Annotated in this window: 26 protein-coding genes; 11 read left to right on the forward strand and 15 right to left on the reverse strand. The window is 69.0% G+C overall.

Features of this window, described 5'->3' with window-relative positions; genetic code table 11:
- Window positions 1-17 precede the first annotated feature (17 nt).
- Window positions 18-728, forward strand: coding sequence for a MerR family transcriptional regulator (locus ACIA58_RS11595; protein ID WP_396403565.1), 711 nt, complete (start codon window positions 18-20; stop codon window positions 726-728).
- Here ACIA58_RS11595 and ACIA58_RS11600 read toward each other — a convergent pair.
- Window positions 711-1,316 (reverse strand): trimeric intracellular cation channel family protein, encoded by a 606-nt coding sequence (locus ACIA58_RS11600; RefSeq protein ID WP_396403566.1) that lies wholly within the window; start codon window positions 1,314-1,316, stop codon window positions 711-713. The two genes, ACIA58_RS11595 and ACIA58_RS11600, sit on opposite strands and share 18 nt — an antisense overlap.
- 55 nt (window positions 1,317-1,371) lie before the next feature.
- On the opposite strand from ACIA58_RS11600, the gene ACIA58_RS11605 reads away from it, so the two are divergent.
- The gene (locus ACIA58_RS11605; protein ID WP_396403567.1) at window positions 1,372-2,337 is read left to right on the forward strand and encodes a phosphotransferase family protein; all 966 of its coding nucleotides are present in this window, start codon (window positions 1,372-1,374) and stop codon (window positions 2,335-2,337) included.
- A gap of 17 nt (window positions 2,338-2,354) precedes the next feature.
- Complete coding sequence (gene fdhD / locus ACIA58_RS11610) at window positions 2,355-3,188, forward strand: formate dehydrogenase accessory sulfurtransferase FdhD (protein ID WP_396403568.1); 834 nt, start codon at window positions 2,355-2,357, stop codon at window positions 3,186-3,188.
- 10 nt (window positions 3,189-3,198) lie between these two features.
- Here the strand turns inward: fdhD and ACIA58_RS11615 are convergent, their stop codons facing one another.
- On the reverse strand, window positions 3,199-4,083 hold the full coding sequence (locus ACIA58_RS11615) for a LysR family transcriptional regulator (RefSeq protein ID WP_396403569.1): 885 nt from the start codon (window positions 4,081-4,083) through the stop codon (window positions 3,199-3,201).
- Window positions 4,084-4,205: 122 nt separating this feature from the next.
- Here ACIA58_RS11615 and ACIA58_RS11620 point away from each other — a divergent pair, with 122 nt between their 5' ends.
- Window positions 4,206-5,237 carry a methyltransferase gene (locus ACIA58_RS11620; RefSeq protein ID WP_396403570.1) on the forward strand — a complete coding sequence of 344 codons (1,032 nt, stop codon included), beginning with the start codon at window positions 4,206-4,208 and terminating at the stop codon, window positions 5,235-5,237.
- 3 nt (window positions 5,238-5,240) lie between these two features.
- Here ACIA58_RS11620 and ACIA58_RS11625 read toward each other — a convergent pair whose 3' ends face one another.
- From ACIA58_RS11625 to ACIA58_RS11635, 3 genes are all read right to left on the reverse strand, one after another.
- Complete coding sequence (locus ACIA58_RS11625) at window positions 5,241-7,991, reverse strand: AAA family ATPase (RefSeq protein WP_396403571.1); 2,751 nt, start codon at window positions 7,989-7,991, stop codon at window positions 5,241-5,243.
- Window positions 7,988-9,121, reverse strand: coding sequence for an exonuclease SbcCD subunit D (locus ACIA58_RS11630; RefSeq protein WP_396403572.1), 1,134 nt, complete (start codon window positions 9,119-9,121; stop codon window positions 7,988-7,990). Before ACIA58_RS11630 ends, ACIA58_RS11625 begins: the two co-directional genes overlap by 4 nt.
- Window positions 9,122-9,274: 153 nt before the next feature.
- Complete coding sequence (locus ACIA58_RS11635) at window positions 9,275-10,096, reverse strand: oxidoreductase (RefSeq protein WP_396403573.1); 822 nt, start codon at window positions 10,094-10,096, stop codon at window positions 9,275-9,277.
- Between ACIA58_RS11635 and ACIA58_RS11640 the strand changes: the two genes are divergently transcribed.
- Window positions 10,095-10,667, forward strand: coding sequence for a GNAT family N-acetyltransferase (locus tag ACIA58_RS11640; RefSeq protein WP_396403574.1), 573 nt, complete (start codon window positions 10,095-10,097; stop codon window positions 10,665-10,667). The two genes, ACIA58_RS11635 and ACIA58_RS11640, sit on opposite strands and share 2 nt — an antisense overlap.
- The gene (locus ACIA58_RS11645) at window positions 10,660-11,151 is read left to right on the forward strand and encodes an HAD family acid phosphatase (protein ID WP_396403575.1); all 492 of its coding nucleotides are present in this window, start codon (window positions 10,660-10,662) and stop codon (window positions 11,149-11,151) included. The genes ACIA58_RS11640 and ACIA58_RS11645 overlap by 8 nt, the downstream gene beginning before the upstream one ends.
- Here ACIA58_RS11645 and ACIA58_RS11650 read toward each other — a convergent pair whose 3' ends face one another.
- The 5 genes from ACIA58_RS11650 to ACIA58_RS11670 are packed head-to-tail and all read right to left on the reverse strand — an operon-like array spanning window position 11,152 to window position 16,721.
- A complete protein-coding gene (locus tag ACIA58_RS11650; protein ID WP_396403576.1) occupies window positions 11,152-12,822 on the reverse strand; it encodes an ABC transporter substrate-binding protein in 1,671 nt (556 codons plus the stop codon). It lies immediately after the preceding gene.
- Between the two features lie 9 nt (window positions 12,823-12,831).
- The gene (locus ACIA58_RS11655) at window positions 12,832-13,806 is read right to left on the reverse strand and encodes an ABC transporter ATP-binding protein (protein ID WP_396403577.1); all 975 of its coding nucleotides are present in this window, start codon (window positions 13,804-13,806) and stop codon (window positions 12,832-12,834) included.
- On the reverse strand, window positions 13,803-14,801 hold the full coding sequence (locus tag ACIA58_RS11660; RefSeq protein WP_396403578.1) for an ABC transporter ATP-binding protein: 999 nt from the start codon (window positions 14,799-14,801) through the stop codon (window positions 13,803-13,805). The genes ACIA58_RS11655 and ACIA58_RS11660 overlap by 4 nt, the downstream gene beginning before the upstream one ends.
- Complete coding sequence (locus ACIA58_RS11665; protein WP_396403579.1) at window positions 14,794-15,792, reverse strand: ABC transporter permease; 999 nt, start codon at window positions 15,790-15,792, stop codon at window positions 14,794-14,796. The genes ACIA58_RS11660 and ACIA58_RS11665 overlap by 8 nt, the downstream gene beginning before the upstream one ends.
- The gene (locus ACIA58_RS11670; RefSeq protein WP_396403580.1) at window positions 15,792-16,721 is read right to left on the reverse strand and encodes an ABC transporter permease; all 930 of its coding nucleotides are present in this window, start codon (window positions 16,719-16,721) and stop codon (window positions 15,792-15,794) included. The genes ACIA58_RS11665 and ACIA58_RS11670 overlap by 1 nt, the downstream gene beginning before the upstream one ends.
- A 154-nt stretch (window positions 16,722-16,875) precedes the next feature.
- Between ACIA58_RS11670 and ACIA58_RS11675 the strand changes: the two genes are divergently transcribed.
- Together ACIA58_RS11675 and ACIA58_RS11680 are read left to right on the forward strand one after the other, a co-directional pair.
- Window positions 16,876-17,718 (forward strand): alpha/beta hydrolase, encoded by an 843-nt coding sequence (locus ACIA58_RS11675; protein ID WP_396404969.1) that lies wholly within the window; start codon window positions 16,876-16,878, stop codon window positions 17,716-17,718.
- Window positions 17,718-18,398, forward strand: a complete 681-nt coding sequence (locus ACIA58_RS11680) for a nucleotidyltransferase domain-containing protein (RefSeq protein ID WP_396403581.1) — start codon at window positions 17,718-17,720, stop codon at window positions 18,396-18,398. The genes ACIA58_RS11675 and ACIA58_RS11680 overlap by 1 nt, the downstream gene beginning before the upstream one ends.
- On the opposite strand, the gene ACIA58_RS11685 is transcribed toward ACIA58_RS11680, so the two are convergent.
- From ACIA58_RS11685 to ACIA58_RS11695, 3 genes are read right to left on the reverse strand one after another with little or no spacing between them, the layout of a single operon-like run.
- Window positions 18,395-19,030, reverse strand: a complete 636-nt coding sequence (locus ACIA58_RS11685; RefSeq protein ID WP_396403582.1) for a hypothetical protein — start codon at window positions 19,028-19,030, stop codon at window positions 18,395-18,397. The genes ACIA58_RS11680 and ACIA58_RS11685 overlap by 4 nt on opposite strands.
- A gap of 38 nt (window positions 19,031-19,068) precedes the next feature.
- Window positions 19,069-19,725, reverse strand: a complete 657-nt coding sequence (locus ACIA58_RS11690) for a hypothetical protein (RefSeq protein ID WP_396403583.1) — start codon at window positions 19,723-19,725, stop codon at window positions 19,069-19,071.
- Complete coding sequence (locus ACIA58_RS11695) at window positions 19,722-20,270, reverse strand: RNA polymerase sigma factor (protein ID WP_396403584.1); 549 nt, start codon at window positions 20,268-20,270, stop codon at window positions 19,722-19,724. The genes ACIA58_RS11690 and ACIA58_RS11695 overlap by 4 nt, the downstream gene beginning before the upstream one ends.
- A gap of 115 nt (window positions 20,271-20,385) precedes the next feature.
- Between ACIA58_RS11695 and ACIA58_RS11700 the strand changes: the two genes are divergently transcribed.
- Window positions 20,386-21,897, forward strand: a complete 1,512-nt coding sequence (locus tag ACIA58_RS11700; protein WP_396403585.1) for a TldD/PmbA family protein — start codon at window positions 20,386-20,388, stop codon at window positions 21,895-21,897.
- Complete coding sequence (locus ACIA58_RS11705; protein ID WP_396403586.1) at window positions 21,894-23,300, forward strand: metallopeptidase TldD-related protein; 1,407 nt, start codon at window positions 21,894-21,896, stop codon at window positions 23,298-23,300. The genes ACIA58_RS11700 and ACIA58_RS11705 overlap by 4 nt, the downstream gene beginning before the upstream one ends.
- A 55-nt stretch (window positions 23,301-23,355) precedes the next feature.
- Here the strand turns inward: ACIA58_RS11705 and ACIA58_RS11710 are convergent, their stop codons facing one another.
- Both ACIA58_RS11710 and ACIA58_RS11715 read right to left on the reverse strand, forming a co-directional pair.
- Window positions 23,356-23,781: a DUF805 domain-containing protein gene (locus tag ACIA58_RS11710; RefSeq protein WP_396403587.1), complete on the reverse strand. Its 426-nt coding sequence runs from the start codon at window positions 23,779-23,781 to the stop codon at window positions 23,356-23,358.
- A gap of 161 nt (window positions 23,782-23,942) precedes the next feature.
- The gene (locus tag ACIA58_RS11715) at window positions 23,943-24,611 is read right to left on the reverse strand and encodes a class I SAM-dependent methyltransferase (protein WP_396403588.1); all 669 of its coding nucleotides are present in this window, start codon (window positions 24,609-24,611) and stop codon (window positions 23,943-23,945) included.
- 423 nt (window positions 24,612-25,034) lie between these two features.
- Here ACIA58_RS11715 and ACIA58_RS11720 point away from each other — a divergent pair, with 423 nt between their 5' ends.
- Entirely contained in the window at window positions 25,035-26,816 is a 1,782-nt protein-coding gene (locus ACIA58_RS11720; protein ID WP_396403589.1) for an SCO7613 C-terminal domain-containing membrane protein, read from the forward strand.
- The last annotated feature ends 22 nt before the right edge of the window (window positions 26,817-26,838 follow it).

Below are 26,838 nucleotides of genomic sequence, written 5' to 3' on the forward strand. Positions count from 1 at the left end.
ATGTGAGGGTGTTGGGCATGGACCACTCGATCGGTGCGGTCGCGCGGCTCGCCGGCGTCTCGGTGAAGACCGTGCGGCACTACTCCGACCTCGGGCTGCTCACGTCACGTCGTACGACGGCCGGCCATCGGCGGTACGACGCGACCGCGGTCGCGCGGGTGGAGCTGATCCGCACGCTGCGTGCACTGGGCCTCGATCTGGAGACGGTGCGGGCTGTGCTGGAGCGGGAACGGACGCTGGCCGACGTACTCGCGGCGCATGCCGACGCACTCGCCGTACAGATCCGGACGCTGCAAGCGCAGCACGCCGTCGTATCGGTGGCCAATCATTCGACTCCCGAGGAGCTCATCCACATGACTGCACATTTCGAGGAAGCGCGCCGGATGCTGATCGCCGACTTCCTGACCGACACACTCGGCAACGACCCGGCGCTCGCCGCTGCTCGCCAGAACCTCACACCCGTCCTAGCTCCAGACGCGGAGCCCCGGCAGGTCGAGGCCTGGCTCGAGCTGGCCGAACTGGCCTCAGCAGAAGACTTCCGTGCCTCGGTACGACGACTCGCGGCCGGCTGGCGAGTTCTCGCCGGGGACGATCCGCTGCGGGTGGCTCCGGAATTGCGCGCGCAGCTGATCGAGCTGCGCCGTACTGCGGATCCGCGCTGGCACAGATACGTCGAGTTGGTTGCCGTGGTCAACGGCTGGGCGCCGCCGTCACGGGTTGCGGGGTAGCGGCGCGTTCCAGCCGCGGCGGATCGCGACCAGCCGGATCGTGAAGCAGGTCAGCGCGGCGGCGATCGGGACCCAGAGCGCGTGGTACTCCAGCGCTGCCGCGACGACCACGATGCCGGCGCCGAGCAGGGCCGGCGTGGCGTAGATCTCCGAGCGCAGCACGACCGGGACGCGCCCGCTGAGGACGTCGCGGATCACGCCGCCACCGATGCCGGACAGCGTGCCGAGCAACGCGGCCGAGAACGGGGACAGGCCGAACTCGATCGCCTTCAGCGCGCCCGTCACGCAGAACAGCGCGAGCCCGGCCGCGTCGAAGATGTTCACCAGCCGTTCGAGCCGGCCGATGCCCGGGTGCAAGAAGAACGTCAGCAGCCCGGCGACGATCGGTACCACCAGATAACGCCAGTCGCGCAGCGCGGCCGGCGGTGTCTGGCCGATCAGCACGTCCCGGATGAACCCGCCGCCGAGCCCGGTCACGAGCGCCAGCACCTGGATCCCGAACATGTCCAGCTTCTTCCGTACGCCAACCAGCGCGCCGGTGATCCCGAACACGAAGATCCCGACCAGATCGAGCACCTGCAGCACCATGCGCCGACGGTAAACCACGAGCGCCGAGGTTCCGTCCCTTCTATCGTTGGTCGGCATGAGCCGTGTCCCGGACGTCGACTACTCCGCCACCTCGCTGCGTCCGGACTGGAGCTCGGTGCCGGCGGACCTTCAGGAGGCACTGGCCGTTGCCCTAGGCACCCAGATCGACTCGGTGGACCGTCCGGTCAGCTCGGGGTTCACCGGAGGCTTTGCCGCCCGGGCCCAGTTGGCCGACGGCCGTGAGGTGTTCATCAAGGCCGCTCACGGCACTACCCACGCCTACGAGGCTTACCAGCGCGAGGCGGAGGTCGTTCCTCGACTGCCTGCGACGGTGCGGGTGCCGGCGATCGTCGCCACCGCGCGTACGAGCGACTGGTTCGCGGTCGTGTCCGAGTGGGTTTCGGGGCGGATGCCAGGCACGCCGTGGACGGAGGTCGACTTCGAGCTGGTGACTGCCACGTGTGAGGGGATGGCGGAGGCGCTGCGGCCCAGCCCGTTGAGGGAGCTTGAGTCCTTCGGCGAGTTGGTCGGGACCGACGTCGCTGTGCCCGCGCAGATTCTGGCGGGTGAGCGACAGATGCCGGTGGGGTTGCAGCCGTGGTTGCCGCAGGTCCTGCAGGAGTTGGCTGAGCTGGCGGCCGCGGGACCGGAGGTGCTGGTCGGCGACACCGCGATGCACTCCGATCTGCGTCCCGACAACCTGCTGATCGACGAGAGCGGCACCTGCTGGACGGTGGACTGGAACTGGCTGACGCTCGGACCGCGGTGGGTCGATTGGGCCGGGCTGCTGCCGATCGCGCAGCATCAGGGCATCGACACGCTCGCCGCGATCAAGCGCAGTCCGCTGACGGCCGACGTACCGCCTGAGCACCTCGACGCCTTCGTGGCTGTGATCGCGGCCTACATGCTGAAGAACACCGACGCGCCTCCGCCGCCGGGGTGTACGCCGGCTCTGCGACAGCACCAAAGGTTCTACGCGTGGACATACCTCGACTGGCTCGCCGTACGCCGCGGCTGGTGAGCGCCTACTGTTGAAGTATGAACAAAGGGCCGGCGACGCGATTCAAGGTCGAGGTGCTCGACGGTGAGCGGACGTCGCGGCGGGAGGACGTCGTCACCACCGAGGAGCCGCTGGAGCTGCGGCTGGAGTGGCCGGGACGACCGCCCGAGCCGCTCGTCGTCACCATGCGCACGCCCGGCTCCGACTTCGAGCTCGCCGCCGGCTTCTGCCTCGGTGAGGGGTTCGCCGTTCGGCCGGACGCGATCCGGACCGTTGCCTACTGCACCGACGTCGCGCTGACCCGCGAGCAGCAGTTCAACACCGTCACGGTCACCTTCGACGGTCCCCCTGACCGCGAACCACCCCAGCGGTACGGCGTCACCTCGGCCGCGTGTGGCGTATGCGGCCAGCAGAGCCTCGACGAGCTCGCCGACCGCCAGTACGACCCGGTGGACCCGGTGGAGGTCCCGGTCGACGTCGTACGCCGCCTGCCCGATCTCCTCCGCGAGGCGCAAACGACCTTCAATCGCACCGGCGGCCTGCACGCGGCGGGCCTCTTCACCGCCGACGGCCGCAAGATCGTCGTCAAGGAAGACGTCGGCCGCCACAACGCCGTCGACAAGGTCGTCGGCTGGACCGTCCTCAACCACCACAGCCGCAAGGGTCTCGTCCTAGCAGTCAGCGGCCGAGCCGGCTACGAGATCGTCCAAAAAGCCGCAGCCGCCGGCATCGGCATGATCGTCGCCGTCAGCGCCCCCTCGAGCCTCGCCGTAGACCTCGCCCGCCAGTCCAACATCACCCTGACCGGCTTCACCCGAGGCGACCGCTGCGTCGTCTACTCAGCCCCGGAGCGCATCACACGTCCAGCTTGATGACTGCCGCTCACGCGGCAACGTTGACGAGGTCGTGCACTGCCGCGGCGAAGGCGAGGACGCGGGCAGTCGCACCGTCCGCACGCCACATCAGGCGCCAGTGCACCGGCGGTGCATCGCGGAAGGGGACGTAGGCGACATCGGGGCGCATGTAGTAGCGCCGGATGTGGGCGCTGATCGGGAAGACTCCGCGGCCGGCGCCGACGAGGGTCAGTACCTCCTGGAAGGACGCGGCCACCGAACCGGGATCGACCGGCCGTTCGGTCGGCATCTGTCGCGGCCGCTCAAAGCCGGGCAGGTCATCGGGCGTCCGCAGCAGGGTGAGCCCGGCGAGATCCTCGACCGAGACGGACTGCCTGTCCGCGAAAGGGTGTCCGGACGGCACTGCGAGCATGCGCGCCTCGGTCACCAGCGCGGGTCCGGTGATGAGTTCGTCGCGGTCGCTGGGGAAGCAGGTCAGCAGCACCTCCACCTCACCGCCGAGCAGCCACGGCACAGCGTCCACGAGCTGCACCTCACGAACCGTGACTTCGCAGCCGGGCCGGCGGGCCTGCAGCAGCTCGGCGCCGTCCAGGAGCAGTTGTCCCCCGGCCGCACTGACGAAGCCGACCTGCAGGGTGCCGGTGATGCCGCGACCCGACCTGACCGCCTGCTCGAGCCCCGCCACGATCAGCTGCCACGCGGGCCGCAGGTCGTCGTACAGCCTCTGTCCGATCGGAGTCAGCTCCACGTGGCGACTGGTGCGATTGAACAACGGCGCACCGACACGACGCTCCAGCTTCTTGATCGTCTGGCTGACGCGGGCCGTGGAAACATGCGTCCGTTCTGCGGTTCGACCGAAGTGCAGCTCCTCGGCGAGCGTCAGGAACGTCTCCAGTTCGTAGCGCTCCAGCATTTGCCGATCCCCCTTCGTTAAGTCACACTTCACGAGCGTTGCACAGGTTCACGTTGATCGACAGGGCCGCTCGCCAGAGGGTGAAGGGAGTCCGAGCTTCGTACGACGTGGCAGGAGAACTCATGCCGAACACCCGTGATCAGCTCTCGCCGCTGCCGCTGATGCAGCTCTCCATCGGCTTCTGGTCGTTCAAAGCGCTCGCGACTGCCTACGAGCTGGACCTCTTCGCCCGGCTGTCCAACACCGACGGTCACACCGTCGACGAACTTGCCGAACTGCTGGGCGTCGCCCGGCGGCCCGCCGAGCTGCTGGTCACCGCCTGCGCGTCCATCGGGTTGCTCGAGCGCAAGGACGGGCGCTACATCAACAGCGCGCTGGCCGAGGAGTTCCTCGTCCCCGGCAAGGCTCACCACTTCGGCGGCTGGGTGCAGATGCTCGACCGCAGGCTCTACCCGGCCTGGGGCCGGCTGACCGAGGCGGTGCGAACCAACCGGCCGACGAGCTGGAATCCGGACGAGCAGGCGCACTTGTTCGCGAGCGAGGACCCTGAACTACTGGCCCTGTTCTGGGAGGCGATGCACTCGCTGTCGACGCTGACCGCCCGCGACCTCGGCGCACACGTCGACCTGTCCGCCTGCACTGCGCTGCTCGACATCGGCGGGGGCTCCGGTGCCTACGACATCGAGCTGTGCCGACGCTACTCGAACCTGCGGGCAACGGTGTTCGATCTACCGCCGGTCTGCGAGATCGCCTCGAAGAAGCTCGCCGCAGCAGGCTACGAGGACCGCATCGCGGTCATCCCGGGCGACTTCCTGACCGACCCCGAACTACCGGCGGGCCACGACGTCGTCCTGCTGTCGATGATCTTGCACGACTGGACACCGGAGCAGGATCTGGCGATCCTGCGCAAGTGCTTCGCGGCCTTGCCTCCCGGCGGCCGGATCGTGATCAGCGAGTTGCTGGTCAACGACGAGAAGACGGGACCACCCGCCGCCGCCTTGATGAGCTTGAACATGCTGGTGGAGACGGTCGGGCGCAACTACACCGCGGCGGAGTACGAGCAGTGGTTGCACGCCACCGGGTTCGTGGACGTCCACACCGTCGCGTTCGAGGCTCCCGGCGCGAACGGTGCGGTCCTCGCGCGCAAACCGTGAGGCTCAGGCGTCCAGTTTGATGAAGGTTGCTTTGGGGACGTATTCGTAGCGGTCGGGCATGCAGGTGAGGATGATGATCTGGCCGTGGTCGCCGGCTCGGCCCAGCAGGGCGCCCATGTCGCGGAGGCGGGCCTTGTCGGACCAGCCGAGGGCATCGTCGAAGATGACCGGGACGCTGCCTTCGCCGGTGCTGACCAGGTGGCTGATCGCCAGCCGCGTGATGATCGCCAGCTGTTCCTGAGCGCCGGTGGACAACGCGTCGACGCGCAGTCGTACGCCGTCCAGCTCCCGCTCCGCGACCGCGAGATCGTCGTCGAGCCAGACCCGGAAGGACGGCCCGTACACGCTGCGTCCCAGCGACTCGATCCGGGTCTGCAGCGGCTCGGAGTACTTCGTCTGCGCCTCGGCGCGATGCCGGCTCAGGGTCTCGTACACGCGCCGCGCCGCCTCAGCCCGCCGCGCCAGGCTGTCATGCTCGGCGCGTACTGCGGCGAGCTCCAGGTCGGCCAGATCGCGTCGCGTCGCGAGCCCGTCCCGCCCGGACTGCTCCAGCCGGCCCTCCGTCGTACGCAACGCGTCGCGAAGCGTGTCCCGTTCCCCCTGCAGCCGCGTCGCCACCGCCAACGCATGCGTCAGCTCGCCCGCGACCTGATCGGCTCCAGCCTCGTCGGCCTGCCCCTGTACGACGGTCAGCTCATCGAGCACGGTCTCGACCTCAGCCATCGCCTCGGTCTCCGCCGCGGACACGCCGTCGTCATCGAGCACCGCCCGCGCAGTCTCCAGCGCCTCGGCCGCCGCAGCCAACCGCTCCCCCGCCAGCTCGGAACGGGCCCGCGCGTTCTGCGCTTCGGATCGATCCTCATCAGCAGCCTTCCGGGCCTGCGCGACCGCGAACTCCGCGTCCGACAGCAACCGCTCGGCCTCAGCGAGCGCCTCCCGGGCTGAGTCCAACGTTCGTTGGGCACCAGCGAGATCGTCCGCCTCCGGCTCCGGCATTTCGAAGTCGTCGAACAGCGTGTCGTGCGGTGAGGCGAACTCCTCGAACAGCGACATCTGCCCTGGCACGCCCTCGACCGCCGCCTGCTTGCCGCCCGCGTCGTCCGTCTCCTCGTCAGCACCGAGCCGGGCCGTCAGTACAGCGATCCGCTCCCCCGGATCGCCGCCGGCCGTCAGCGACTTCTCGGTCCGGCGGGCCTCGTTCAGCTCGGCGGTCGCGGTGTCCGCCTTCCGCAGCAGCTCCCGCGCCGCGGCGACGTCCTTCACGCCGGCCTTCTTCAGCAGGTCCTTCTCGCGCCGTACGGCGTCGTCGACCCGCGAGCGCAGCGTCGCCGCTTCACCGCCCGCCCGCACGGTCACCTCGAGCTGACCCGGCACGCCGATCACCAGCTCGCCCGACACGAGCACCTCGGCCGCCTCGTCGAAGCCGAGCTCCGACGGCACCTCGCCATCCAGACCGGTCCCCGACAGCTCCACGGGCTCGGCGCCAAGACGCCGTACCGACACCTCGGGTACGCCGGCCGCGAGCGCCGCGCGGGCCTCGACCACCGCCGCCCGCGCGTCCTCCAACGCCGCGACGATCGCGTCGTCGACCTTGATCCGGTCCAGGATCGTCCCGGCCGCGGCGATCCGCGCGCGGACGTCGACCAGCTCGGTCTGCTGTACGAGCAACCGGTCCAGCTCGGCGCGGTCCATCAGGTCGGAGACCCGCCGCTCGGCCGCCTGCACATCGGTACGCCGCAGGTCCTTGAGCTCGACGACCTCGGCCAGCGCCGCCTCCGCCGCCTGCACCATCTCGGCAGCGGTCTTGGCGACCAGGTCCGCGTCGGCGCGACGGGCCGCCAGCTCGGCCTCGAACTTGGTGAACCGCTCGACCTCGTCCAGCAGCCGCTCGCGGTCGAGCCTCGTCCGGGTGTGGTTCTCCAGCCGGGCCCGCGCGGTCTCCGCCCGCGAGCGGACCGAGTCGCGGCGGAGCAGAATCTCGTCGGTCGCCTTCTTGCGCTCGCGCAGCTCCTCGACCGACTTCAGGTGATCGGACAGCCGGGTGTCGACATCGGAGAGGTCGAGGTTGAGCCGCTCCGCCCGCCGGATGTCGGACTGGACCTCCTCCATCGCCTGCAACGCCTGCGCCGCGGCCAGCTCGGCCGCCGATACCGCCTTCGCGGACCTCGCGTAGTCGCCGGTCGGCTTGCCGCGCGGCGTCCAGTACCGCAGGTACTCGTGCTCGACCGCCGTCACCAACGGCATCGAGGCGCCGTCGACCGGCGTACCCGACTCGGCCGTCACCGCGGTGATCAACGGCTCCGCGTCGGCCGGCGTTGGCAGCACCAACGACTGGCCCTGGCTCACCATCAGCGTCTGCCACAGCACCGGGTCCACGTTCTCGTGGAACAGCCGCTCGGCCTCGTTGTGCGCCTCGCGACCGGTCCAGGACTGCCGCCGGCCGTCGGGCTCGACGATGGTCAGCTCGGTCGACCGGTTCTTCAGCCAGCGCTTGGAGTACGTCAGCTCGCGACCGCCGAGGCTCAGCTCGGCCGTGACCTCCGGGCCGACGTCCTGGCCGACCGGCTGGATGTCGCGGATCCGCGTCGATTTCGAGTCGTCCGGCAGCTCGAAGACCAGCCCGAACGCCTCGACCAGGCTGGACTTCCCGACCTCGTTGTCGCCGACCACCACGGTCGTACCGAGCGCGCGGAACCGGACAATGCGGTCTTTGACGCCACGGAAGTCCCGTAGCGCCAAGCTGTGCAATCTCATCCCGCGTCCCGCGCCAATCGGTGCATCAGGGACAACGCCGCACCCGCGCCCTCGTCGCCGCCGGCCAATGCCTGCCGTAGCTCCTCCATCGCGGCGCGGGCCGGACCGCTCAGCTGCAACGACTCGAGGTCGGCCGCGTCCGGGGCGGGCCGGACGGTCCAGAACTTGGCCCATCGCTCCACGCTGGCGAACACTTCACCCTGCGCGTCGATCATCGCGTCCAGCCGGCTCAGCAACGGCAGCGGCAACGAGCCGTCGCCGGCCAGCCGCACGTACGTACGCTCCTTGTCGGGAAGCTCCGCGAACCAGTCCTCGAGCGCCTTGATCGACTCCTCGTCGAACAGCTCGACCCGGTGGTCGACCATGTGCCACGCGCCGACGCGCACGGGCTCGACCTCGATGTCAGGTGTGCCTTGGCCGATGGTCACCTTGAGTACGTTGCCCGGAGCGTCCTCCTCCGGCGAGGTGACCTCCTGCGTCCCGGAGAACCAGATCCGCTCTGTCACCTTCGTCGTCGAGTGCCGGTCGCCGAGTCCGACGTACTGCAGCCGGCCGTCCGCGACCGCGGCCTCGAGCGCCGTCTGGTCGATGGTCGGTACGTCGGACATGCCGCCGGACAGACTCGTCAGCTGACCGTGCGCGAGCAGGATGCGGATCGTCCCGGGCGCGGGCGTGAGGTCGGCGTGCCCGGGTGCGGCGGGATCCGAGAGCGGGCGGCGCGAACGCCACGGCGCGCCGACGATCTCGACCCCGGGCAGGATCCGGAAAGGCGTCGTTTCGGTCAGGACCGTGACGTGCTCCGGCGCGTGCGCCTGCCACTGGCCCGACGTCCACAGCGAGCCGGGCTCGAGCGCGTCGTGGTTGCCCGGCAGGAGCACGACGGGCACGGGGATCCGCTTGAGCGCTTCACAAGCGCGCAGGATCGTCTGCCGCTCGACCTGGTTGTGCTCGAACACGTCCCCGGTGACGACGACGAACGCCGCCCCGGTCCGCTCCGCGACCTCGCCGATCCGTGCGACAGCATCCAGCCGCGCCTGACCCCACCGGGCCTGGCCGTCCGGCCCCAGGAACCGGCGCATCATCCCCAGCTGCCAGTCCGAGCTGTGCAGAAACGTGATCGACTCGTCCATCGCGTTGAGAACGCTAACCCGCCCCACCGACAACCGCCCAACCCAACACACCCCCGACCCCCACCCGCCCACACTCCGGACACCCGGTCCTTGGGCACGGGTCAACCGTTTCGCTGATGCGAAAACGGTTGGTGGGTGCCCAAGGAACCCGGGTTACGAGGGGAAGTCGGCGCTGCGGGAGAGGTCCGACCAGGTGACGAGCTCGGTTTGCGCGCCGGCGTACACGCCAGCGAGCGCCTCGACCGCGTCCGACCCCAGAGGCAGGCGCAGCGGCGGCTCGGGGCTGGCGACGGCGGTGAGGATGGCCTGCGCGGCGCGGGTCGGGTCGCCTGGCTGGGCGCCGTTCCCGTCCGAGAGCGCGTCACGTACGGCGCCTACCGGGCCCTCGTAGACCTCGCTGATCTCGGTCACGTGCAGCGCGCTCGGCTCGTTGAACGACGTACGGAACGCGCCCGGCTCCACGATCACCACGCGGATACCGAACTGCTTGGTCTCGGCCGCGAGTGCCTCCGACCAGCCCTCCAGCGCGAACTTCGACCCGCTGTACGCACTGATCCCGGCGAACGCGAACCGTCCACCCTGACTCGTCAGCTGTACGACGGTCCCGCTCTTCCGCTCCCGCATCCCCGGCAGCACGGCCTTCGTCAACCCGACCGGCCCGAAGAAGTGCAGCTCCATCAACCCACGCAGCTCCTCGTCGGTCGTGTCCTCCGCAGCCCCGACCATCCCGCGCCCGGCGTTGTTGACCAGTACGTCGATCTGCCCGTGCTTCGCTAGCACGTCCGCGACGACCACCGGGATCGCGGCGGCGTCCGTCACGTCGAGCTTCACCACCGACAACCGCTCGTGCTCCAACCCCATGGCCTCCGGCCGCCGCACCGCCGCGACCACCGTGTGGCCGGCCGCCAGCGCCTCCTCCGTCATCGCCCGTCCGAATCCCGCGCTAGCACCTGTAATCAACCAGACCTGAGACATGCGAACAGCCTACGATCCGGTGGTGCCCACCTACCTGGAAACCGAGCGGCTGACGCTGAGCCGGTTCACCCCGGCGGACGCCGGCCTGCTGGTCGAGTTGGACTCCGACCCCGAGGTGATGCGGTTCCTGACCGGTCAGCCGACACCGCGTGACGAGATCGAGAACGTCGTACTGCCCGAGATCCTGAAGGTGTACGCCGAGCATCCGCAGCTCGGGACGTTCAAGGCCGAGGCCGCAGAAGGTTTCGTCGGATGGTTCGGTCTGCAACCGACCTCCGACGCCACAGTGGCCGGCGTCGGCTACCGGCTGAACCGGGCCGCGTGGGGCAACGGGTACGCGACCGAGGGCACGAAGGCGCTGATCGCGCACGCGTTCAGCCTCGGCATGGAGCAGGTGGTGGCGGACACGATGGCGGTCAACCATCGCTCGCGAGCGGTGATGCGGCGCTCGGGGCTGCGATTCCTGAAGATCTACCACGAGCACTTCGACGATCCCCTGCCCGGAACCGAGTTCGGCGAGGTGCTGTACGGGCTCGACCGCGCGACCTGGGAAGCTGGTCGGCATGGATGAGCGACCGTACGCCGTACTCGACATCGACGCGACGCTGTCCGACACCAGCAAGCGGATCCATTTCATCGAGCGGAGGCCGAAGGACTGGGACTCGTTCTTCGCGCACGCCAAGGAAGACGCGGTCCTGGACGAGGGCCTCGCGGTCGCGACGACGCTGGCGGCCGAGCACGAGATCGTCTACCTGACCGGGCGCCCGGAGCGGCTGCGGCGGGACACGGTGAAGTGGCTCAAGGACAACGGCTTCCCCGAGGGCAAGCTGTACATGCGCGGCAACACCGACCGCCGCCCGTCGATGCTGATGAAGCTCGGCCGGCTGCAACGCCTCGCCGAGCAGCGCCCGGTCGCCGTACTGGTCGACGACGACGCCAAGGTGATCGCAGCCGCGGAGAAGGCCGGCTACACGGTGATGAGGGCCGACTGGGGACTCGATGCCGAGACCCAGCCGACCCTCTTCGAAGCCCAGGAGAACGAGGGCCGGACCTAGTTACTTGCTCAGGCCGACGATCAGCTGGTTCGGGTACGGCGGGTAGGCCGACAGGTAGAAGTTCTGCACCTTCGACCCGTGCAGGAACGCGTTCCGGGCGTAGACCAGCGGCACGACCGGCGCGTCGGCCAGGATCTGCTTGTCCAGCGCGCCCCACATGCCCGCCGCCTTGGCCCGGTCGGTCTCGGCCGTCGCCGCGGCGATCGCCGAGTCCACCGCGGGGTTGGAGTAGCGGGAGATGTTGTACCCGCCGTTGCCGATCTCCGAGCTCGCGAACAGCGGCTGGATGTTGCCGATCGCGGACGGGAAGTCCGGCAGCCAGCTCGACACGGTCAGATCGAAGTCCGGCTTGTTCCCGGTGATCAGGTCGGTGAGGGGCTCGGAGTCGAGCGGCTTGATGGTGACCGTGATGCCGGCCCGCTTGAGGCCCTGCTGGATCGCCTGCGCCACCCCGAGACCGGTCGTGTTGTCGGCGGCCAGCACCAGGTTGAGCTTGCTGACACCCGCGGCCGCCAGCATCTGCTTGGCCTTGTCCGGGTCGCCGGCCGGCGGCGCCTGGTACGTGTCGAACTTGTTGTAGCCGTCGATGCCCGGCGTGATCAGCGTCGACGCGATGTCACCGCCGTACTCCGGACCGCCCTCGGCGACCTGGACGGCCTGCTTGTCGACGGCGTACTCGATCGCCTTGCGTACCTCGACGTTCTTGAGCGCCGGGCGCTCGGTGTTCATCGCCAGGTACTCCAGCGCGCCGGACGGCGACGTCGCCACCCGGGCCTTGACCGCCGGGTTGCCGTTGACCGTCGGGATCAGCGCGGCCGGCACCGACGTACCGGTGGTCGCGGCGAACTTGTCGTCGCCGGCGTCCGCGATCAGCCGCTGGTTCACCACGTCGGGCTGCAGCCCCATCTCGAGCACGATCGCGTCCGGCAGACCGGTCCGGGCCTGGTCGGTCGACTTGTCCCAGTTCGGGTTGCGCTCCAGCTCGAGCTTGGAGCCCGGGGCGTACGACTTCACCTGGTACGGGCCGCTGGCGACCGGCTTCTCACCGTAGTGCGCCGGGTCGGTGTCGGCCTTCTTCGGGACCGGCGAGAAGGCCGGCATGCTGACGATCCAGGGCCAGTCGCCGTACGGCTTGTTCAGCTTGAAGACGATCGTGGTGTCGTCCGGCGTCTCGACCGAGGCCAGCTCGCCGCCCTTGTACGGGCCCTGGTACTTGTCGCCGCCGACGAGCAGCGACTTGTGGTACCCGAGTCCGCCGGACAGCTCCGGGGCGAACGACCGCTCCACGCCGTACTTGATGTCGGCGGCAACGATCGGCGAACCGTCGCCGTACTTCAGGCCGGACTTGAGCTTGTACGTCCAGGTCTTGCCGCCGTCGCTGACCTGGCCGGTGTCGGTGGCCAGGTCCGGCACCAGCTCGGCCGCCTTGCCCTCCGTGGTCTTCCAGGACGTCAGGCCGCGCAGCACCAGGTGGATCGTGCTGATCCCCAGGTTCTGGCTCTTGGCCGGGTCGAGGCTGATCTCCTTGCTCGTGGTGAGCACGTGCCAGGTGCCACCCTGCTCGGCGGCCGCGGTGCTGCCGCCGGTGGCGGTCTTGTCATTGGCGTTGCAGGCGGCCGCCGCCAACACCAGTGCGGCCGCTACCGCGACGGCTCGGGTTAGGTGTTTCATCATGTCCTCTCAGGAGGGTGGGGGCTCAGGGAAGTAGCAGGCGGCCCGGTGCTCTGTATTCCCTGCCACGGGTTCGAGCACTGGTCGTTGTGTCGCGCACACGTCCTGTGCTTTGTAACAGCGGGTCCGGAACGGGCATCCGGACGGCGGGTCGATGGGCGTGGGCACGTCGCCGGTCAGCACGATCCGATCGCGGACCACGCCCGGCTCGGGCACCGGCACGGCGGACAGCAGCGCCTTGGTGTAGGGATGCGCCGGCGACTCGTAGACCTCTCCGGCGGGCCCTTCCTCGACGATCGTGCCGAGGTACATCACGGCGATCCGGTCGGCGACCTGCCGGACGACGGCCAGGTCGTGGGCGACCAGCACGTACGACAGGCCGAGGTCGTCGCGCAGGTCGGCGAGCAGGTTCAGCACCTGGGCCTGGACGGACACGTCGAGCGCGGACACGGGCTCGTCGCAGACCAGGAGATCCGGCTTGACCGACAGCGCCCGCGCGATCCCGATGCGCTGTCGTTGACCGCCGGAGAACTCGTGCGGGTACCGGTCCAGGTACTGCTCGGCGAGCCCGACCTGTTCGAGCAGCTCGACGAGCTGGGCGCGGCTGGGACGGATCCCCTGCGCGCGATACGGCGTACTGAGGATCGTGCCGACCGACTGCCGCGGATTCAGTGAGGCCTGCGGATCCTGGAAGACCATCTGGATCTTGCGGCGGATCGGCCGGAGCCGGCGGCCTCTGATGGTGGTGACGTCCTTGCCACCGATCTCCACCCGGCCCTGGGTCGGGTCGAGCAGCCTGGTGGCGACCCGGGCCAGCGTCGACTTGCCGGAGCCGGACTCGCCGACCAGGCCGACCGTTTCGCCCGTGCGGACAACGAGGTTCACACCGTCCACCGCCCGGACGGCCTGTGCCTTACGCCAGGGGGCGCCGCGCAGACCGAAGTACTTCTTGACGTCTTTGAGGTTCAGCAGCTCTTCGCTCACAGGAGCACCTCCGGCCGTCGGCCGAGGTGGCAGGCCGCCTCGTGGTCGCCCTGGCCGGGGCGCGGCGTGAGCTCCGGGCGCTCGGTGACGCAGCGCTCACCGACCAGATGGGCGTACGCGCACCGCGGCTGGAACGGGCAGCCGGTCGTGATCGACCCTGGCGTAGGCGGAGTCCCGGGAATCGTGGTCAGCCGCTGCTTCGGCGGTACGTCGACCCGCGGCATCGCGCCGAGGAGACCGAGCGCATACGGGTGGGCCGCCCGGAAGAAGATGTCCCGGACCGTACCGCGCTCCGCCGCGCGCCCGGCGTACATGACCAGGACGTCGTCCGCGACCTCGGCGACGACACCGAGATCGTGCGAGATCAGGACCAGCGCCGTTCCGAACTCCGCCTGGACGTCGTCCAGCAGGCGCATGATCTGCGCCTGCACGGTGACATCGAGTGCGGTCGTCGGCTCGTCCGCGATCAGCACTCTCGGGTCATTCACCAAAGCCATAGCGATCACGACCCGCTGCCGCATTCCCCCGGAGAACTCGTGCGGGTAACTGTCGGCCCGGCGGGCCGCGTCCGGGATGCCGACCTTGTCGAGCATCTCGATCGCCCGCTGGTGCGCCTTCTTCTTCGAGACGTCGTGGTGCAGCCGGTACGCCTCGGCGACCTGCCAGCCGACGCTGTAGTACGGGTTCAGGGCGGAGAGCGCGTCCTGGAAGACCATCGCGATGTCGTTGCCGCGGATCTTGCGGAGGTCGTCGTTCGGCAGGCCGATCAGCTCCCGGCCGTCGAGCAGCACCTCACCGGTGACCTCGGCGTTCGAAGGCAGCAGGCCCATCACGGCGGCCGAGCTGACGCTCTTGCCGGACCCGGACTCGCCGACGATCGCGAGCGTCTCGCCCGGCGTGACGGCGAAGTCGATGCCGTCGACCGCGGGTACCAGGCCGCCCTCGGTGGTGAACGTCACCCGCAGGTCGTGAACTTCCAGCACTGGTTCAGCCATGGCTCACCCTCGGGTCGAGCACACCGTGCACTATGTCCACCACCAGGTTCGCGAGGATGATCAGGAACGCCGAGAACAACGTCACGCCGACGACGACGGCCACGTCGAGCGAGCCGACCGCGCTGATCAGCAGGTCGCCGAGGCCCTGCATGCTGAAGACCTTCTCGGTCAGGATCGCACCACCGAGCAGACCGCCGAGATCCAGGCCGAACAACGTCACGACCGGCACGAGTACGCCGCGGAGGCCGTGCGTCAGGACCACCCGCAGCTCGCCGGCGCCCTTCGCCCGGGCGGTGGTGATGTAGTCGAGGTTCAGCTCCTCGAGCATCTGCGAACGGGTCAGCCGGATGTACGACGCCGCCTGCAGGATCGCGAGCACGATCCACGGCGTGATCAGGTGCCAGGCCCAGTCGACCGGGCTCTCGGTGAGCGGGACGTAGCCGCTGACCGGGACCATGTTCAGCCAGAACCCGAACACCAGGATCGCCAGCAGACCGAGCAGGAACGACGGCGTCGACACCCCCACCAAGGCGACGCCGATCGCCAGCCGGTCCAGGATGCGGCCGCGGTTGAGGGCGGCGATCACGCCGAGCGAGACTCCGAGGAGCAGCCACAGGACGGCGGCGCCGATCGCGATCGATGCGGTGATCGGCAGCCGGTCCAGGATCAGCGTGGTGACCGGGCGGGCAAGCGGGAACGAGTACCCGAAGCAGGGGGCGTTGCAGTGCACCGCCGCCGTACCCTCGCCGAACGTGCGACCGGCGAAGATGCCCTTCAGGAAGCTCAGGTACTGCTGCAGGGTGCTCTGGTCGAGCTGCATGAAGTGCCGGGCCTGCTCGAGGCGGTCCGGCGTACAGGGCTTGCCGCACGCCAGGTGGGCCGGGTCGGCAGGGATCGCGTAGAAGACCAGGTAGACGGCAAGGCTCAGCGCGAGCATCACGAGCAGGGCCGCGAACAGCCGCCGCATCACGAACCAGGCGAGGTCGGGCATCAGCTCGTCCTCCGCAACCGGACGTCGAACGCGTCCCGCACCCCGTCGCCGAGGAGCGTGAAGCCGAGTACGGCGAGGAACAGCATCGCGCCGGGGAAGAGCAGGAACCACGGGTCGGCGCCGGTGTACACCCAGGCGATCGAGTCCGAGATCGACCGGCCGAGGCTCGGTGTCGGTGGTGGCACGCCGACGCCGAGGAACGACAGCGCCGCCTCGGCGCTGATGTACCCGGGGATGGCGAGCGTGGCGATCACCAGGACCGGACCGAGCAGGTTGGGCAGGAGCTCGCGGGTGATGACCATCCAGCCCGTCGAACCGACGCTGCGGGCCGCCTCGACGAACTCGCGGGCGACCAGCGAGCGAGCCTGGTTGCGGATCAGCCGGGCCAGACCGGCCCAGCCGAAGAAGCTCAGCACCAGGATCAGCAGCAGCCAGCGCGGGAACCTGGCCGGGACGACGATGCCGAGGGCAATCATGAACACGAGTTGCGGGAAGCCGAAGAGGAAGTCGAGCAGGCGGGACATGATCGCGTCGAACCAGCCGCCGAAGTACGCCGCGCTGATGCCGGCGAGCGTGCCGACGACGGTGGTGATCGCGGTGACGACGATCGCGATGGTCAGCGACGTACGCAGACCGAGGACGACGATCGAGAACAGGTCCCGGCCGGTCAACGGCTCGACGCCGAACCAGTGACTGCCGCTGATCCCACCGAGCGCGCCCGCCGGCGCGTTCCCGCGGTTCGGATCGAGCAGATCGATGTGGTACGTCGTCGCGTCCTGGCCGGCCAGCCGCACCAGCAACGGCGCTGCCGCCGCGATCAGGATCAGCAGAGCGACCAGTACGACGCCGAGGCGCGCACTGCGGTCACGCCGTAACCGGCGCAACGCCTGCCGGGTGGGCGATACGGTCCCGGCGACCGAGGAACTCACAAGCACTCCCGACTGGTTGAATTCTTACAGCCGACAAAACCTAGGCCGCATCCTTCCACCACCGCGGTTGCATCTCGAATTCCGAGAATCTCGGGTTGGTAACTCTGCAATCGGTTAGCCGTTGTCGGGTGGTTACGCTGCGCTGGTGGACAGCATGGTGCGGATCGGTGACCGGATGGTTCTCTACAGCGTCCATGGGGCTGACGACGGCCTGCCGGCGCTGTCGTTCGGAGGGACGCCTTCGACACGCTGGAAGCGGCCTGACGCCTTGGCTGCCATCGAGTCGTCCGGTCTGCGTGTCGCCACCCCGGACCGCCCTGGCTACGGGGGGTCAACCCGCCAGCCAGGACGCACTGTGTCGTCCGTGGTCGAAGACGCGGTCGCAGTCGCCGACGCATTGGGCTGGACGCAGTTCGCGGTCACAGGTGGCTCCGGTGGCGGGCCGCATGCACTCGCGTGTGCCGCGCTGTTGCCCGACCGGGTGACGAGGTGCGCGGTGATCGGCAGCAACGCGCCGTCGATCGTCGACGGGCCGGAGCCGACCGAGGAGGAGGAACGGGACGACCCACGCCGCAACCGGACCTCCTGGCTCGCAGTGCACGGCGACCTCCGGCCCGGGCTCGAGGAGACCGCCCGGACCATCCTGACCGCGGTCGAAGAAGGTGGTCCGGAGATCCCACCGTCCCCCGGCTCCCCACCAGGACCGCCTGCGCGTGAGGACGCCGCGGCGATGGCACGTCTGACCGCCACCTTCGTCACCAGCCACGACGGCTGGATCGACGACCACGTCGCCTTCGCCAACCCGTGGGGGTTCGAGCTCGGCGACATCCGGGTCCCCGTCAGCCTCTGGCACGGCTCGGCCGACGAACGCGCCGGCAAGTGCGCCGACATCCTGGCCGCCGCGATACCGCACGCGGAACGCAAGTACTACGTGGGCGGTCACATCCCGCCAACAAATGCGTACCGCGAACTGCTCCGCTGGCTGACACTGTCCTGATGGACCTGGCACTCCAACTCGTACAGGAGCTGTATCCGGATGCCCGAGCCGCTTGGCTCGGCGGCAGTGTGGCGCGCGGCGATGCGACCAGTACGTCCGATCTGGACATCACGGTGCTGCTGGACGGGCCTCCGGCGCCGATCCGGAAGTCGCTGGAGTACGCCGACTGGCCGGTCGAGCTGTTCGTGCACACCGAGAAGTCGCTGCGCTATTTCGCCGACAAGGACCAGGCGCGACGCCAGCCGACAATGATGCGGCTCGTCGGGGAGTCCGTCGTACTGCTGGACACGGACGGGTCCGGGGCGCGGTTGCAGCAGGAGTACTTGGCGGAGGTGGTTGCTGGGCCGAAGCCCTTGTCCGGCGACGAGCTGGGTCTGCTGCGCTACACGATCACCAATCTGCTTGACGACCTGTCGGATGCGTCCGGTGACGTGCGGCTGGCGATCGCAGCGGTGCTATGGCAGGAGGCGGCTCGGCTGTTGCTGACCGGTGCTGGGCGTTGGTCCGGCACTGGCAAGGGCCTGCTACGTGAGGTGGCGGCGTACGACAAGGCACAGGCTGCCGCCTTGATGGACGGTGTACGCGCGGAGGACGACCGCCTGGTCGTTGCCGTGGACCACATCCTCGACGGCTACGGTGGACGGCTGTTTGCGGGCTTCGAACTCGCCGCGACGATCTAGTCGATCAGCTCCCAGCGGCGCTTCGGGAAGAGGCGGACGGCAACGACTGCGGCTGCTGCGCCGATGAGGACGCCCGGGATGATCCAGCGCCAACCGGTGAAGACGTTCGTGGTCGCTGCCTGGGTCGCCGCCTGTGCCGGTGCTGGGGTCGGTTCGGGTGTCGTGACGGGTGTCGACGGGTCGGCCGTGTAGCCGTCGTCGAGGGTGGGACCGCCGTCGAACTTGCCGTCGAGGAGGTTGAACGTTCCGAGCACCTGTAGCAAGCGTGACGGGTCTGCGGCGCGGTGCCAGGTCGGCTTGGCCGGCTTGGTACCGGTCATGAACTCCTCCGTGGAGATCCACGGGCCACCGGGCGCGTCCGGGTAGATGATGTCGATCCGCCAGACGCTCATATCGTGGATGAGCCAGGTCGCACGGACGAATTTGCCGACGCTGTGAACGCCGCTCCCGGGGTCGGCCTTCGACGGGGCCTGGATCAGGTTCTGCAGGTCGTAGTACCGCTCGTCGTCGTAGCCGACGGCGGCCACGTGCGGCGGTGCACTGAGCAGCACGCTGGTCGGACCTCCTGCGTGAGCTGGAAGTGCGGTGAAGGCAAACAACGCGGCTGCCAGGGCGAGAGTACGACGGATCATGGCGGCTCTCCTTTCACTGGTGGATACACCGCCGGTGATCAGGAGGTTCCGCTCGCCAGCTCTATTGCCCGTGCTTTGTCGACGCCTTCGAGGCGGAACGTCACGCCGTCGCGCTCCCAGACCAGCGTGGGTCCGGCGATCCGTACGATGCGCTTGTCGACCAGCACGAGGTCGTGCGGCGTCTTGAACCAGAACGCGTTGATGCGATCCACGTACTCGAGCGTGCCGTAGTACTGCTTGATGTACATCGGCTCGATGCCGGACTGGAACTGCTCCAACCGCACACCGCTCCAGCTGGTCGCGATGAATCCCTTGGACGCCTCGACTCCGGTCGGTGCGCCGAGGTCCTTCGGAAGCCTCGGTGTGAAGCCTGCGACGCTCGCGGCCTGCTCCAGCGACAGATGCCCGGCGACGGTTGGCACCGGGGGCGCAGTGCTCGGGCCGGTGCCGACTGGCTGCGCCTGGACTCCGCCGATCCGGAGCCATTCTGCGACGGTCGCGCGTACTGGTGGGGTGAGTGCGAGGCCGGCGAGCAGTATCAGGAAGCCGGCCAGGAACGCACGCCACCTGTCGCGCAGGCGCTTCCGCACCGGGATGTCAGCGACGCGTGTGAGCACCGCGGCGGTCAGGGCGTCGTCCAGCGGAGGTACGACGGCAGACCGCCCGACGGCCCGCAGTTCGTCTTCGAGGCTCATCGTTGCACCTCCTTGTCGGGTAGGGCGTCACGGAGTCTCCCCAGCGCGCGGTGCAGGCGGGACTTGACCGTCCCGCGGGGCCAGCCGAGTACCACGGCGGTCTCCTGCTCATCCAGATCCAGCAGGTACCTGCACGTCACCACGAGCCGCATCGGCTCCGGGAGCGTTCGTACGGCGTTCAGCAGCTCGGTCCGACGTTCCAGTGAGACCGCCGCGTCGGCCGGGTCCAGCACCACATCCATCGGTGCCGCCAGCTCCTCCCGCCGCGCCCGCCGCCCCCGTGCCCGCACTGCGTTCCGGGTCTCGTTGGCCACGATCCGCAGCAGCCAGGGCCTGAAGGCAGCTCCCTCGCGAAACCCGCCCAGCCCTTTGTAAGCCTTGACGAACGCCTCCTGCACCACGTCGTCCGCGTCGGCGCCCGCCCCCAGGAAAACCGCCGTCCGCTTCGCGATCCGGGCATGCCGATCCACCAACTCGCCGTACGCGGCACTCTCCCCACCCCGCACCCGAGCCAGAACCGCACCCTCATCGCCGTCGTCGATCACGCCTCCCGTCCACCAAACCCACCCTCACCCCTCCCGTCGAGAGGAGGGAGGCGGTTTCTTGTCATTGTGACTACACCGCCGGGCTTTGTCGGGTTCCGTGTATAAGGTCGACACCGTGCCCGAAGTCGACGCGAGCTTCCTCGCCCTCCCCCGTCATGAACTCGCCCAGGCGGCGCTCCAACGCGCCCGCGACCTCGGCGCGACGTACGCCGAGTTCCGCCTGGAGCGGATCCGATCCGAGTCCATCTCCCTGCGCGACAGCGTGCTGGAGAGCGCGAAGGACGACGAGGACCTCGGCATCGCGGTCCGCGTCATCCACGACGGCACCTGGGGTTTCGCCGCCGGCGTCGCTCTCACCGAGGACGAGGCCGTCCGCGTCGCCGAGCAGGCGGTGAACATGGCGCAGGTCTCCCGCCCGATCAACGCCGAGACGATCGAGCTGGCCGACGAGCCCGTGTACGACGACGTCACCTGGACCTCGTCGTACGAGATCGACCCCTTCACCGTCCCGCGCGCCGACAAGGTCGCCCTGCTCACCGACTACAGCGACCGCCTCCTCAAGGCCGACGGCGTCGCCCACGTGAGCGTCCGCGTCGCCACGATCCACGAGTGCAAGTTCTACGCGAACACGGCCGGCACGTCGTACACCCAGCAACGCGTCCGCATCGGCCCCGACATCACCGCCCACGCCGTCGCGGAGGACCGCTTCGACTCGATGTCGACCTGCGCCCCGCCGGCCGGCCGCGGCTGGGAGTACATGACGGGCACCGGGTGGAACTGGGACGACGAGCTCGCCCAGATCCCCGGCTGGCTCGCCGAGAAGCTGGCCGCCCCGACCGTCGACGCTGGTGAGTACGACCTGGTCATCGACCCCACGAACCTCTGGCTGACCATCCACGAGTCGATCGGCCACGCCACTGAGCTGGACCGCGCCCTCGGCTACGAGGCGAACTACGCCGGCACCAGCTTCGCCACCACGGACAAGCTCGGCACGCTGAAGTACGGCTCCCCCGTCATGCACGTCACGGGCGACCGCACCGCCGAGCACGGCCTGTCCACCGTCGGGTACGACGACGAGGGCGTGGCCGGCCAGCAGTGGGACCTGGTCAAGGACGGCATCCTGGTCGGGTACCAGGTCGACCGCCGGATGGCGAAGAAGAACGAGGACCTGCTCGGCACGCCACGCTCCAACGGTTGTGCGTACGCCGACTCGTCCGGCCACATCCCGATCCAGCGGATGGCCAACGTCTCGCTGCAGCCCGCCGAGGGCGGCCCGTCCACCGAGGAGCTGATCAGCCGGGTGAAGAACGGGATCTACATCGTCGGCGACAAGTCCTGGTCGATCGACATGCAGCGGTACAACTTCCAGTTCACCGGTCAGCGGTTCTACAAGATCACCGACGGCAAGCTCGACGGCCAGCTCCGCGACGTCGCGTACCAAGCCACCACGACCGACTTCTGGGGCTCGATGGAGGCCGTCGGCGGCCCGCAGACGTACCTCCTCGGCGGCGCGCTGAACTGCGGCAAGGCCGAGCCGTCGCAGTCCGGCGCGGTCACCCACGGCTGCCCGTCCGCCCTGTTCCGCGGAGTCCGCATTCTCAACACCACGCAGGAGGCCGGCCGGTGACCGCCGTACAACTCACTCCGCAGGACACCGTCGAGCGGGGCCTTGCCCTGGCCGCGGCCGAGGGCGCGGACGGCTGCGTCGTACTCGTCGCCGAGACCTCCAGCACCAACCTGCGCTGGGCCAACAACACCCTGACCACGAACGGCGCGATGCGCGGCTCGAGCGTGACGGTCATCGCGACGGTCGGATCCGGCGAGGGTACGGCGGCCGGCGTCATCGGCCGCTCGTCCGTCACCGAGGACTCGCTGCACGAGATCGTGTCCGCCGCGATCGCGACGGCCCGCGCCGCCGGACCGGCCGAGGACGCCCGTCCGCTCGTCGACGGTTCGGTCGGCGCCGACTGGGACCTCGAGGCCGAGGAGACCACGGTCGGCGTCTACGAGAAGTTCGCGCCGTCACTCGGCGAGTCGCTCAAGCGCGCCGGTCTGGAGCGACGCCGGCTCTACGGCTTCGCGAACCACGAGGTCGTCACGCTGTACGTCGGTTCGTCGACCGGACTGCGCCTGCGCCAGGCCCTCCCGCGTGGCTACGTTTCCTCGACCGGCAAGAACGCCGACCTCAGCCACTCGGCGTGGGTCGGCACGGCCACCCGTGACTTCACCGACGTCGACGCGCTCGCGCTGGATGCCGAGCTGAGCCGCCGGCTCGGCTGGGCGACGCGGACGGTCTCGGTCGATGCCGGCCGGCACCCGACGATCCTGCCGCCGGCCGCGGTCGCGGACCTGATGACGTACCTGTTCTGGCAGCTCGACGGCCGCGACGCCTTCGACGGGCAGACCGTCTTCTCGAAGTCCGGCGGCGGCACCCGCATCGGCGACACCTTGTCCCCGCGGCCGGTCAATCTGCACTCCGACCCGGCTCTCGCGGGGCTCGAGGCGTTCGCGTTCGCGGTGGCCCGGTCGTCCGGCGGATCGTCGAGCGTGTTCGACAACGGGCTGACCTTGCAGGCGACGGACTGGATCCGCGGCGGCAGGCTCGAGCACCTGATGACGAGCCGCCATACCGCCGAGCTCATCGGCGCGCCGACGGCGACGCCCGACATCGCGAACTACGTCGTGTCCGTCGACGGCGGCACCGGGGCGACCGACGACCTGGTCGCTGGACTCGACAACGGCCTGCTCGTGACCTGCCTCTGGTACATCCGGATGGTCGACCCGCAGACGCTGCTCCTCACCGGCCTGACCCGCGACGGCGTCTACCTGGTCGAGGGCGGCGAGGTGACCGGAGCGGTCAACAACTTCCGGTTCAACGAGAGCCCGGTCGATCTGCTGGCCCGGTTCACCAGCGCCGGCGCCACGGTTCCGTCGTACTCGCGGGAATGGGGCGACTACTTCTCGCGGACCGCGACGCCTCCGCTGCTCGTGCCCGACTTCAACATGTCGAGCGTGAGCCAGGCCAACTGAAACAGGAGAACGCCCCCGCGAACTGCTTCGCGGGGGCGTTCTGCCGTGGCTGGGATCAGACGGTCGGGTAACCCGGCTCGGCCGGTCCCGCCTGGCCCGGGCCGCCGAACCGCTCGGCCGCCTTCGGGTCCGGACCGTACGCGTTGTCGCCGGCGTTGCCCTCCTGGGCGGCCAGGACGATGAACCAGATGAAACCGACGCAGGGGATCAGGTTGATCAGGATCCACCAGCCGGAACGCCCGGTGTCGTGCATACGCCGGATGGCCACACCGATCGACGGCAGCAGCACCGCCAGGCTGTAGATCGTCGACAGCCAGCCGGACGAGCTGCGCGAGCCGAAGTCGAGTCCGAGGATCCTGTCCAGGATCGACAGGATGATCGAAGCGATCACGTTGAAGAGCACGAACATCCAGTACTCTTTGCGGCGGGCCCGGCCGTCGAACACGGCGTACTTCTTCAGAACGTCGATGTACCACTGCATTGCTGTATCTCCGATGGTCGAAGGTGTGACGCGGACCGAGCCTGTCGGAACCGGTCGGGTTCGTCAATGCAACTTTTCGCTTTGGTGACCACACCGCAATCTGGCACGCCGGTACCGCCGGCAACTTCACCAGTTCGGAACCAGAACACCTAGAGCCGGCTTCAGCTTTCGGGTGCGGGTTTGGTCATGGTGACCCGCCACATCCGCCGTCGACCTTCGTCGTACGGCGTCGTGTCGTCGAGCCGCCACTGCTCGGCCAGCTCGGTCACCAGGGGCTCGTCGAAGAAGCGCCCGACGAAGCCGTCGTGCATGGACAGCCCATCCTCCCGTCGGCGCCAGTACTGCGAACACGAGTCGTCCGTCGACCACACGGCGTACACGAAAAGCCCGCCAGGGCAGAGAACGCGGTGGATCTCGGCAACGAGTGATCGCAGCTCGGACGGCGAGAAAGCCATGTTCAGCAGGAGGTTGGCGAACACGGCGTTGACCGTCGCGTCGGCCGGCGGCAGCGGATCCCGTACGTCGTGCAACGCGGCCGTCACGCGATCGTCGAGTCCCTCCCGCTGCGCCTCGTGCCGCAACTGGTCGAGCGCCGCCTCGCTGAAGTCGGTCGCGTGCACGCTGAATCCCTGCCTGGCCAGGAAGAACGCGTCCCGACCGTGGCCGGCGCCAAGCTCCAGCACATCATCGATGCCTGCGGCACCGAATGCCTCGGCCGCCCACTCCGCGGCGGCCGAAGGCTCCGCCCCGTGCAACTGCGGGCGGCGCGAATACGCCGACTCCCACCGCTCCTGCTGAGCTCTCGCAAGCTCGACATGTCCAGTATTCATGTTGCTCCCCGTGTTCGTCCCACCGATCTGGACGATCGACAGACCGCAGCAGCCTACGTCAGAACTTTGAGTAGACGTACTCAAGCGGCGGACCGTTCCCTCTCGGGACAGTGGATCCAACCCGAGGAGGACTCGATGCCCACCGCCACAATCGCCTGTCCCACCTGCAGCACCGCCCTGCAAGTCACGGTCCTCCCCGCCCCTTATCCACAGCCTTACCCACAGCCGCCGGTCTCCGTATACACAGCCCCACCGCCTTCGCCGGAGTTTGTTCCTCCGGCTCAGCCCACTCCTGTCGTTCAGCCGGCTGCTCCGGCTCGGCCGGCTTCCGGCACGCGCCCGCACTACCAGTCCCGCTTCGGCGAACCCCAGCCGCTGCCTCAGCCGCCGACCAAACCCAGCCGCCCCTCACGGCTCCGCCGGTTGAGTCCCCAGGCCACCCTCCTGACGCTCGGCGTACTGCTCCTGCTCGCAGCCGGCGTCACCTTCCTCGCCGTCACCTGGGACAGCCTTCCCGTCCCTGCCCAGGCCGGCATCATCGCGACCCTCGCCGCCCTCGCCCTCGTCTGCTCCGTCCCCGCATCCCGCCGTACCCTCACCGGGACCGCCGAAGCGCTAGCCATCCTCGGCACCGGCCTCCTCACCGTCGACCTGTACGGCGCCCGCGCGCTGGGCCTGACCCCACCCATCGGGGCCGCCACCTACAGCGCCATCGTCTTCGCCACGCTCGCCGTACTCACGCTTCTGATGACCCGCCTTGCCCCCAAGGTCACCACGTACGGCGTCATCACAGTCATCGCCGCCCAACTACCGCTCCCATTGACCCTGCTCAACCGCACGAGCCTCCCGGTCATCCTCGCCACCCTCCTGGCCCAGGTCGTAGCGACCCTCGCCCTGACCACCAAGGGAACTCCCATCGTCCGCCGCACCGGCGCCGTCACCGCAGCCGTCGTCTTCTGCACGATCCTCATCACCGGCCTGACCTACACGCTCCTCGGCCTGTTGACGCACACCGACCTCCACAAAACAGTCGCCACCACCGCCGTCGTCTGCCTCACGGCAGTCACAGGCCTGGCAATCCTCCGCAAACGCCCACTCCCCGCATCCTTCCCAGCGGGTGCGGGCGAAGCCATCTGCGCCGCATCAGGAGCCTTCACCCTCGCCACCTGCCTCCCCCAACTCCCCGGCCCCAGCCGCTGGCTCACCACAGCCTTGGCTGCCACCCTGGCCCTCACAGCACTCCTTCTGACCCGCAGCCCAGCGCGCCGTGGTGCATTCGTCCTGCACATCACAACGATCACGCTCGCCGCTGTCGACGTCGTACTCTGCGCGGCCTTCAACGACATCCGCCAACTCGGCTACATCGCCGCAATCCTCGCCGTACTGTCCGTCCTGGCCGCCATCCGCAATGTCGTAAGCCCCATCGCCGCCGCCCCCGCAGCCAGCCTCAGCGCCCAGCTCGCCATCATCCTGTTCGCCGTCGACGGCTACATCACCCTCTGGCCCGTCACCATCACCCTCGCCCTGGTAGGCGCCATCGGCACCTCAATAGCCTGCCGCCACATCGCCCGTCCCCTGGAACGAGTCCTGATCCCCACCACCATCTGCGCCACCGCCCTGGCCGAGATCACCGCCACCCTCGTCTCCCCCACCACCGCCACCGCCGTAGTCCTCACCATCACCGCCGCCCCACTAGTTGCCTACGGCATCAACCCCCGCCGCCGCCCCGCCCTCCTCCTGGCCGCCCTCTTCCTGATCATCGCCAACACCGCCTTCATGCTCGGCGCCGACACCACCACCCTCGAGTGGTACACCGTCCCACCCGCCCTCGTCCTCCTAGCCGCCGGATTCCTTGCCTACCGCAACCAGTCCACCTGGATCTCCCTAGCCCCCTGCCTCCTCATCGGCCTACTCCCTTCCACCCTCGTCCCAGCCGACAACTGGCTCCGCACAACCCTCGTAGTAGCCGCCGCCCTCGCCATCGTCCTGATCGCCACCCGCCACTCCCTCCAAGCCCCCTTCCTCATCGGCGCCGCGGTCCTAGCCAAAACCGCCATCTGGCAATTCCTGGACCTGGCCCCCCAAATCCCCCGCTGGATCACCCTCGCCACCGCCGGCCTACTCCTCCTCCTGGTAGGCGCCACCTACGAACGCCGCCTAACCCAAGCCAAACAAGCCACCCGCTGGATAGCCTCCCTCCGCTGAAATCAAGTACTCGTCCCACTGC

The organism is Kribbella sp. NPDC051586 (assembly GCF_044453965.1).
GTDB lineage: Bacteria > Actinomycetota > Actinomycetes > Propionibacteriales > Kribbellaceae > Kribbella.

Excerpts from the sequence above, each read along its gene's own strand:
- ACIA58_RS11595 (WP_396403565.1), top strand. The coding sequence starts at position 18 with ATGGACCACTCGATCGGTGCGGTCGCGCGGCTCGCCGGCGTCTCGGTG.
- ACIA58_RS11600 (WP_396403566.1), bottom strand. The coding sequence starts at position 1,316 with ATGGTGCTGCAGGTGCTCGATCTGGTCGGGATCTTCGTGTTCGGGATC.
- ACIA58_RS11605 (WP_396403567.1), top strand. The coding sequence starts at position 1,372 with ATGAGCCGTGTCCCGGACGTCGACTACTCCGCCACCTCGCTGCGTCCG.
- fdhD (WP_396403568.1), top strand. The coding sequence starts at position 2,355 with ATGAACAAAGGGCCGGCGACGCGATTCAAGGTCGAGGTGCTCGACGGT.
- ACIA58_RS11615 (WP_396403569.1), bottom strand. The coding sequence starts at position 4,083 with ATGCTGGAGCGCTACGAACTGGAGACGTTCCTGACGCTCGCCGAGGAG.
- ACIA58_RS11620 (WP_396403570.1), top strand. The coding sequence starts at position 4,206 with ATGCCGAACACCCGTGATCAGCTCTCGCCGCTGCCGCTGATGCAGCTC.
- ACIA58_RS11625 (WP_396403571.1), bottom strand. The coding sequence starts at position 7,991 with ATGAGATTGCACAGCTTGGCGCTACGGGACTTCCGTGGCGTCAAAGAC.
- ACIA58_RS11630 (WP_396403572.1), bottom strand. The coding sequence starts at position 9,121 with ATGGACGAGTCGATCACGTTTCTGCACAGCTCGGACTGGCAGCTGGGG.
- ACIA58_RS11640 (WP_396403574.1), top strand. The coding sequence starts at position 10,095 with ATGCGAACAGCCTACGATCCGGTGGTGCCCACCTACCTGGAAACCGAG.
- ACIA58_RS11635 (WP_396403573.1), bottom strand. The coding sequence starts at position 10,096 with ATGTCTCAGGTCTGGTTGATTACAGGTGCTAGCGCGGGATTCGGACGG.
- ACIA58_RS11645 (WP_396403575.1), top strand. The coding sequence starts at position 10,660 with ATGGATGAGCGACCGTACGCCGTACTCGACATCGACGCGACGCTGTCC.
- ACIA58_RS11650 (WP_396403576.1), bottom strand. The coding sequence starts at position 12,822 with ATGAAACACCTAACCCGAGCCGTCGCGGTAGCGGCCGCACTGGTGTTG.
- ACIA58_RS11660 (WP_396403578.1), bottom strand. The coding sequence starts at position 14,801 with ATGGCTGAACCAGTGCTGGAAGTTCACGACCTGCGGGTGACGTTCACC.
- ACIA58_RS11665 (WP_396403579.1), bottom strand. The coding sequence starts at position 15,792 with ATGCCCGACCTCGCCTGGTTCGTGATGCGGCGGCTGTTCGCGGCCCTG.
- ACIA58_RS11675 (WP_396404969.1), top strand. The coding sequence starts at position 16,876 with ATGGTGCGGATCGGTGACCGGATGGTTCTCTACAGCGTCCATGGGGCT.
- ACIA58_RS11680 (WP_396403581.1), top strand. The coding sequence starts at position 17,718 with ATGGACCTGGCACTCCAACTCGTACAGGAGCTGTATCCGGATGCCCGA.
- ACIA58_RS11685 (WP_396403582.1), bottom strand. The coding sequence starts at position 19,030 with ATGATCCGTCGTACTCTCGCCCTGGCAGCCGCGTTGTTTGCCTTCACC.
- ACIA58_RS11690 (WP_396403583.1), bottom strand. The coding sequence starts at position 19,725 with ATGAGCCTCGAAGACGAACTGCGGGCCGTCGGGCGGTCTGCCGTCGTA.
- ACIA58_RS11710 (WP_396403587.1), bottom strand. The coding sequence starts at position 23,781 with ATGCAGTGGTACATCGACGTTCTGAAGAAGTACGCCGTGTTCGACGGC.
- ACIA58_RS11715 (WP_396403588.1), bottom strand. The coding sequence starts at position 24,611 with ATGAATACTGGACATGTCGAGCTTGCGAGAGCTCAGCAGGAGCGGTGG.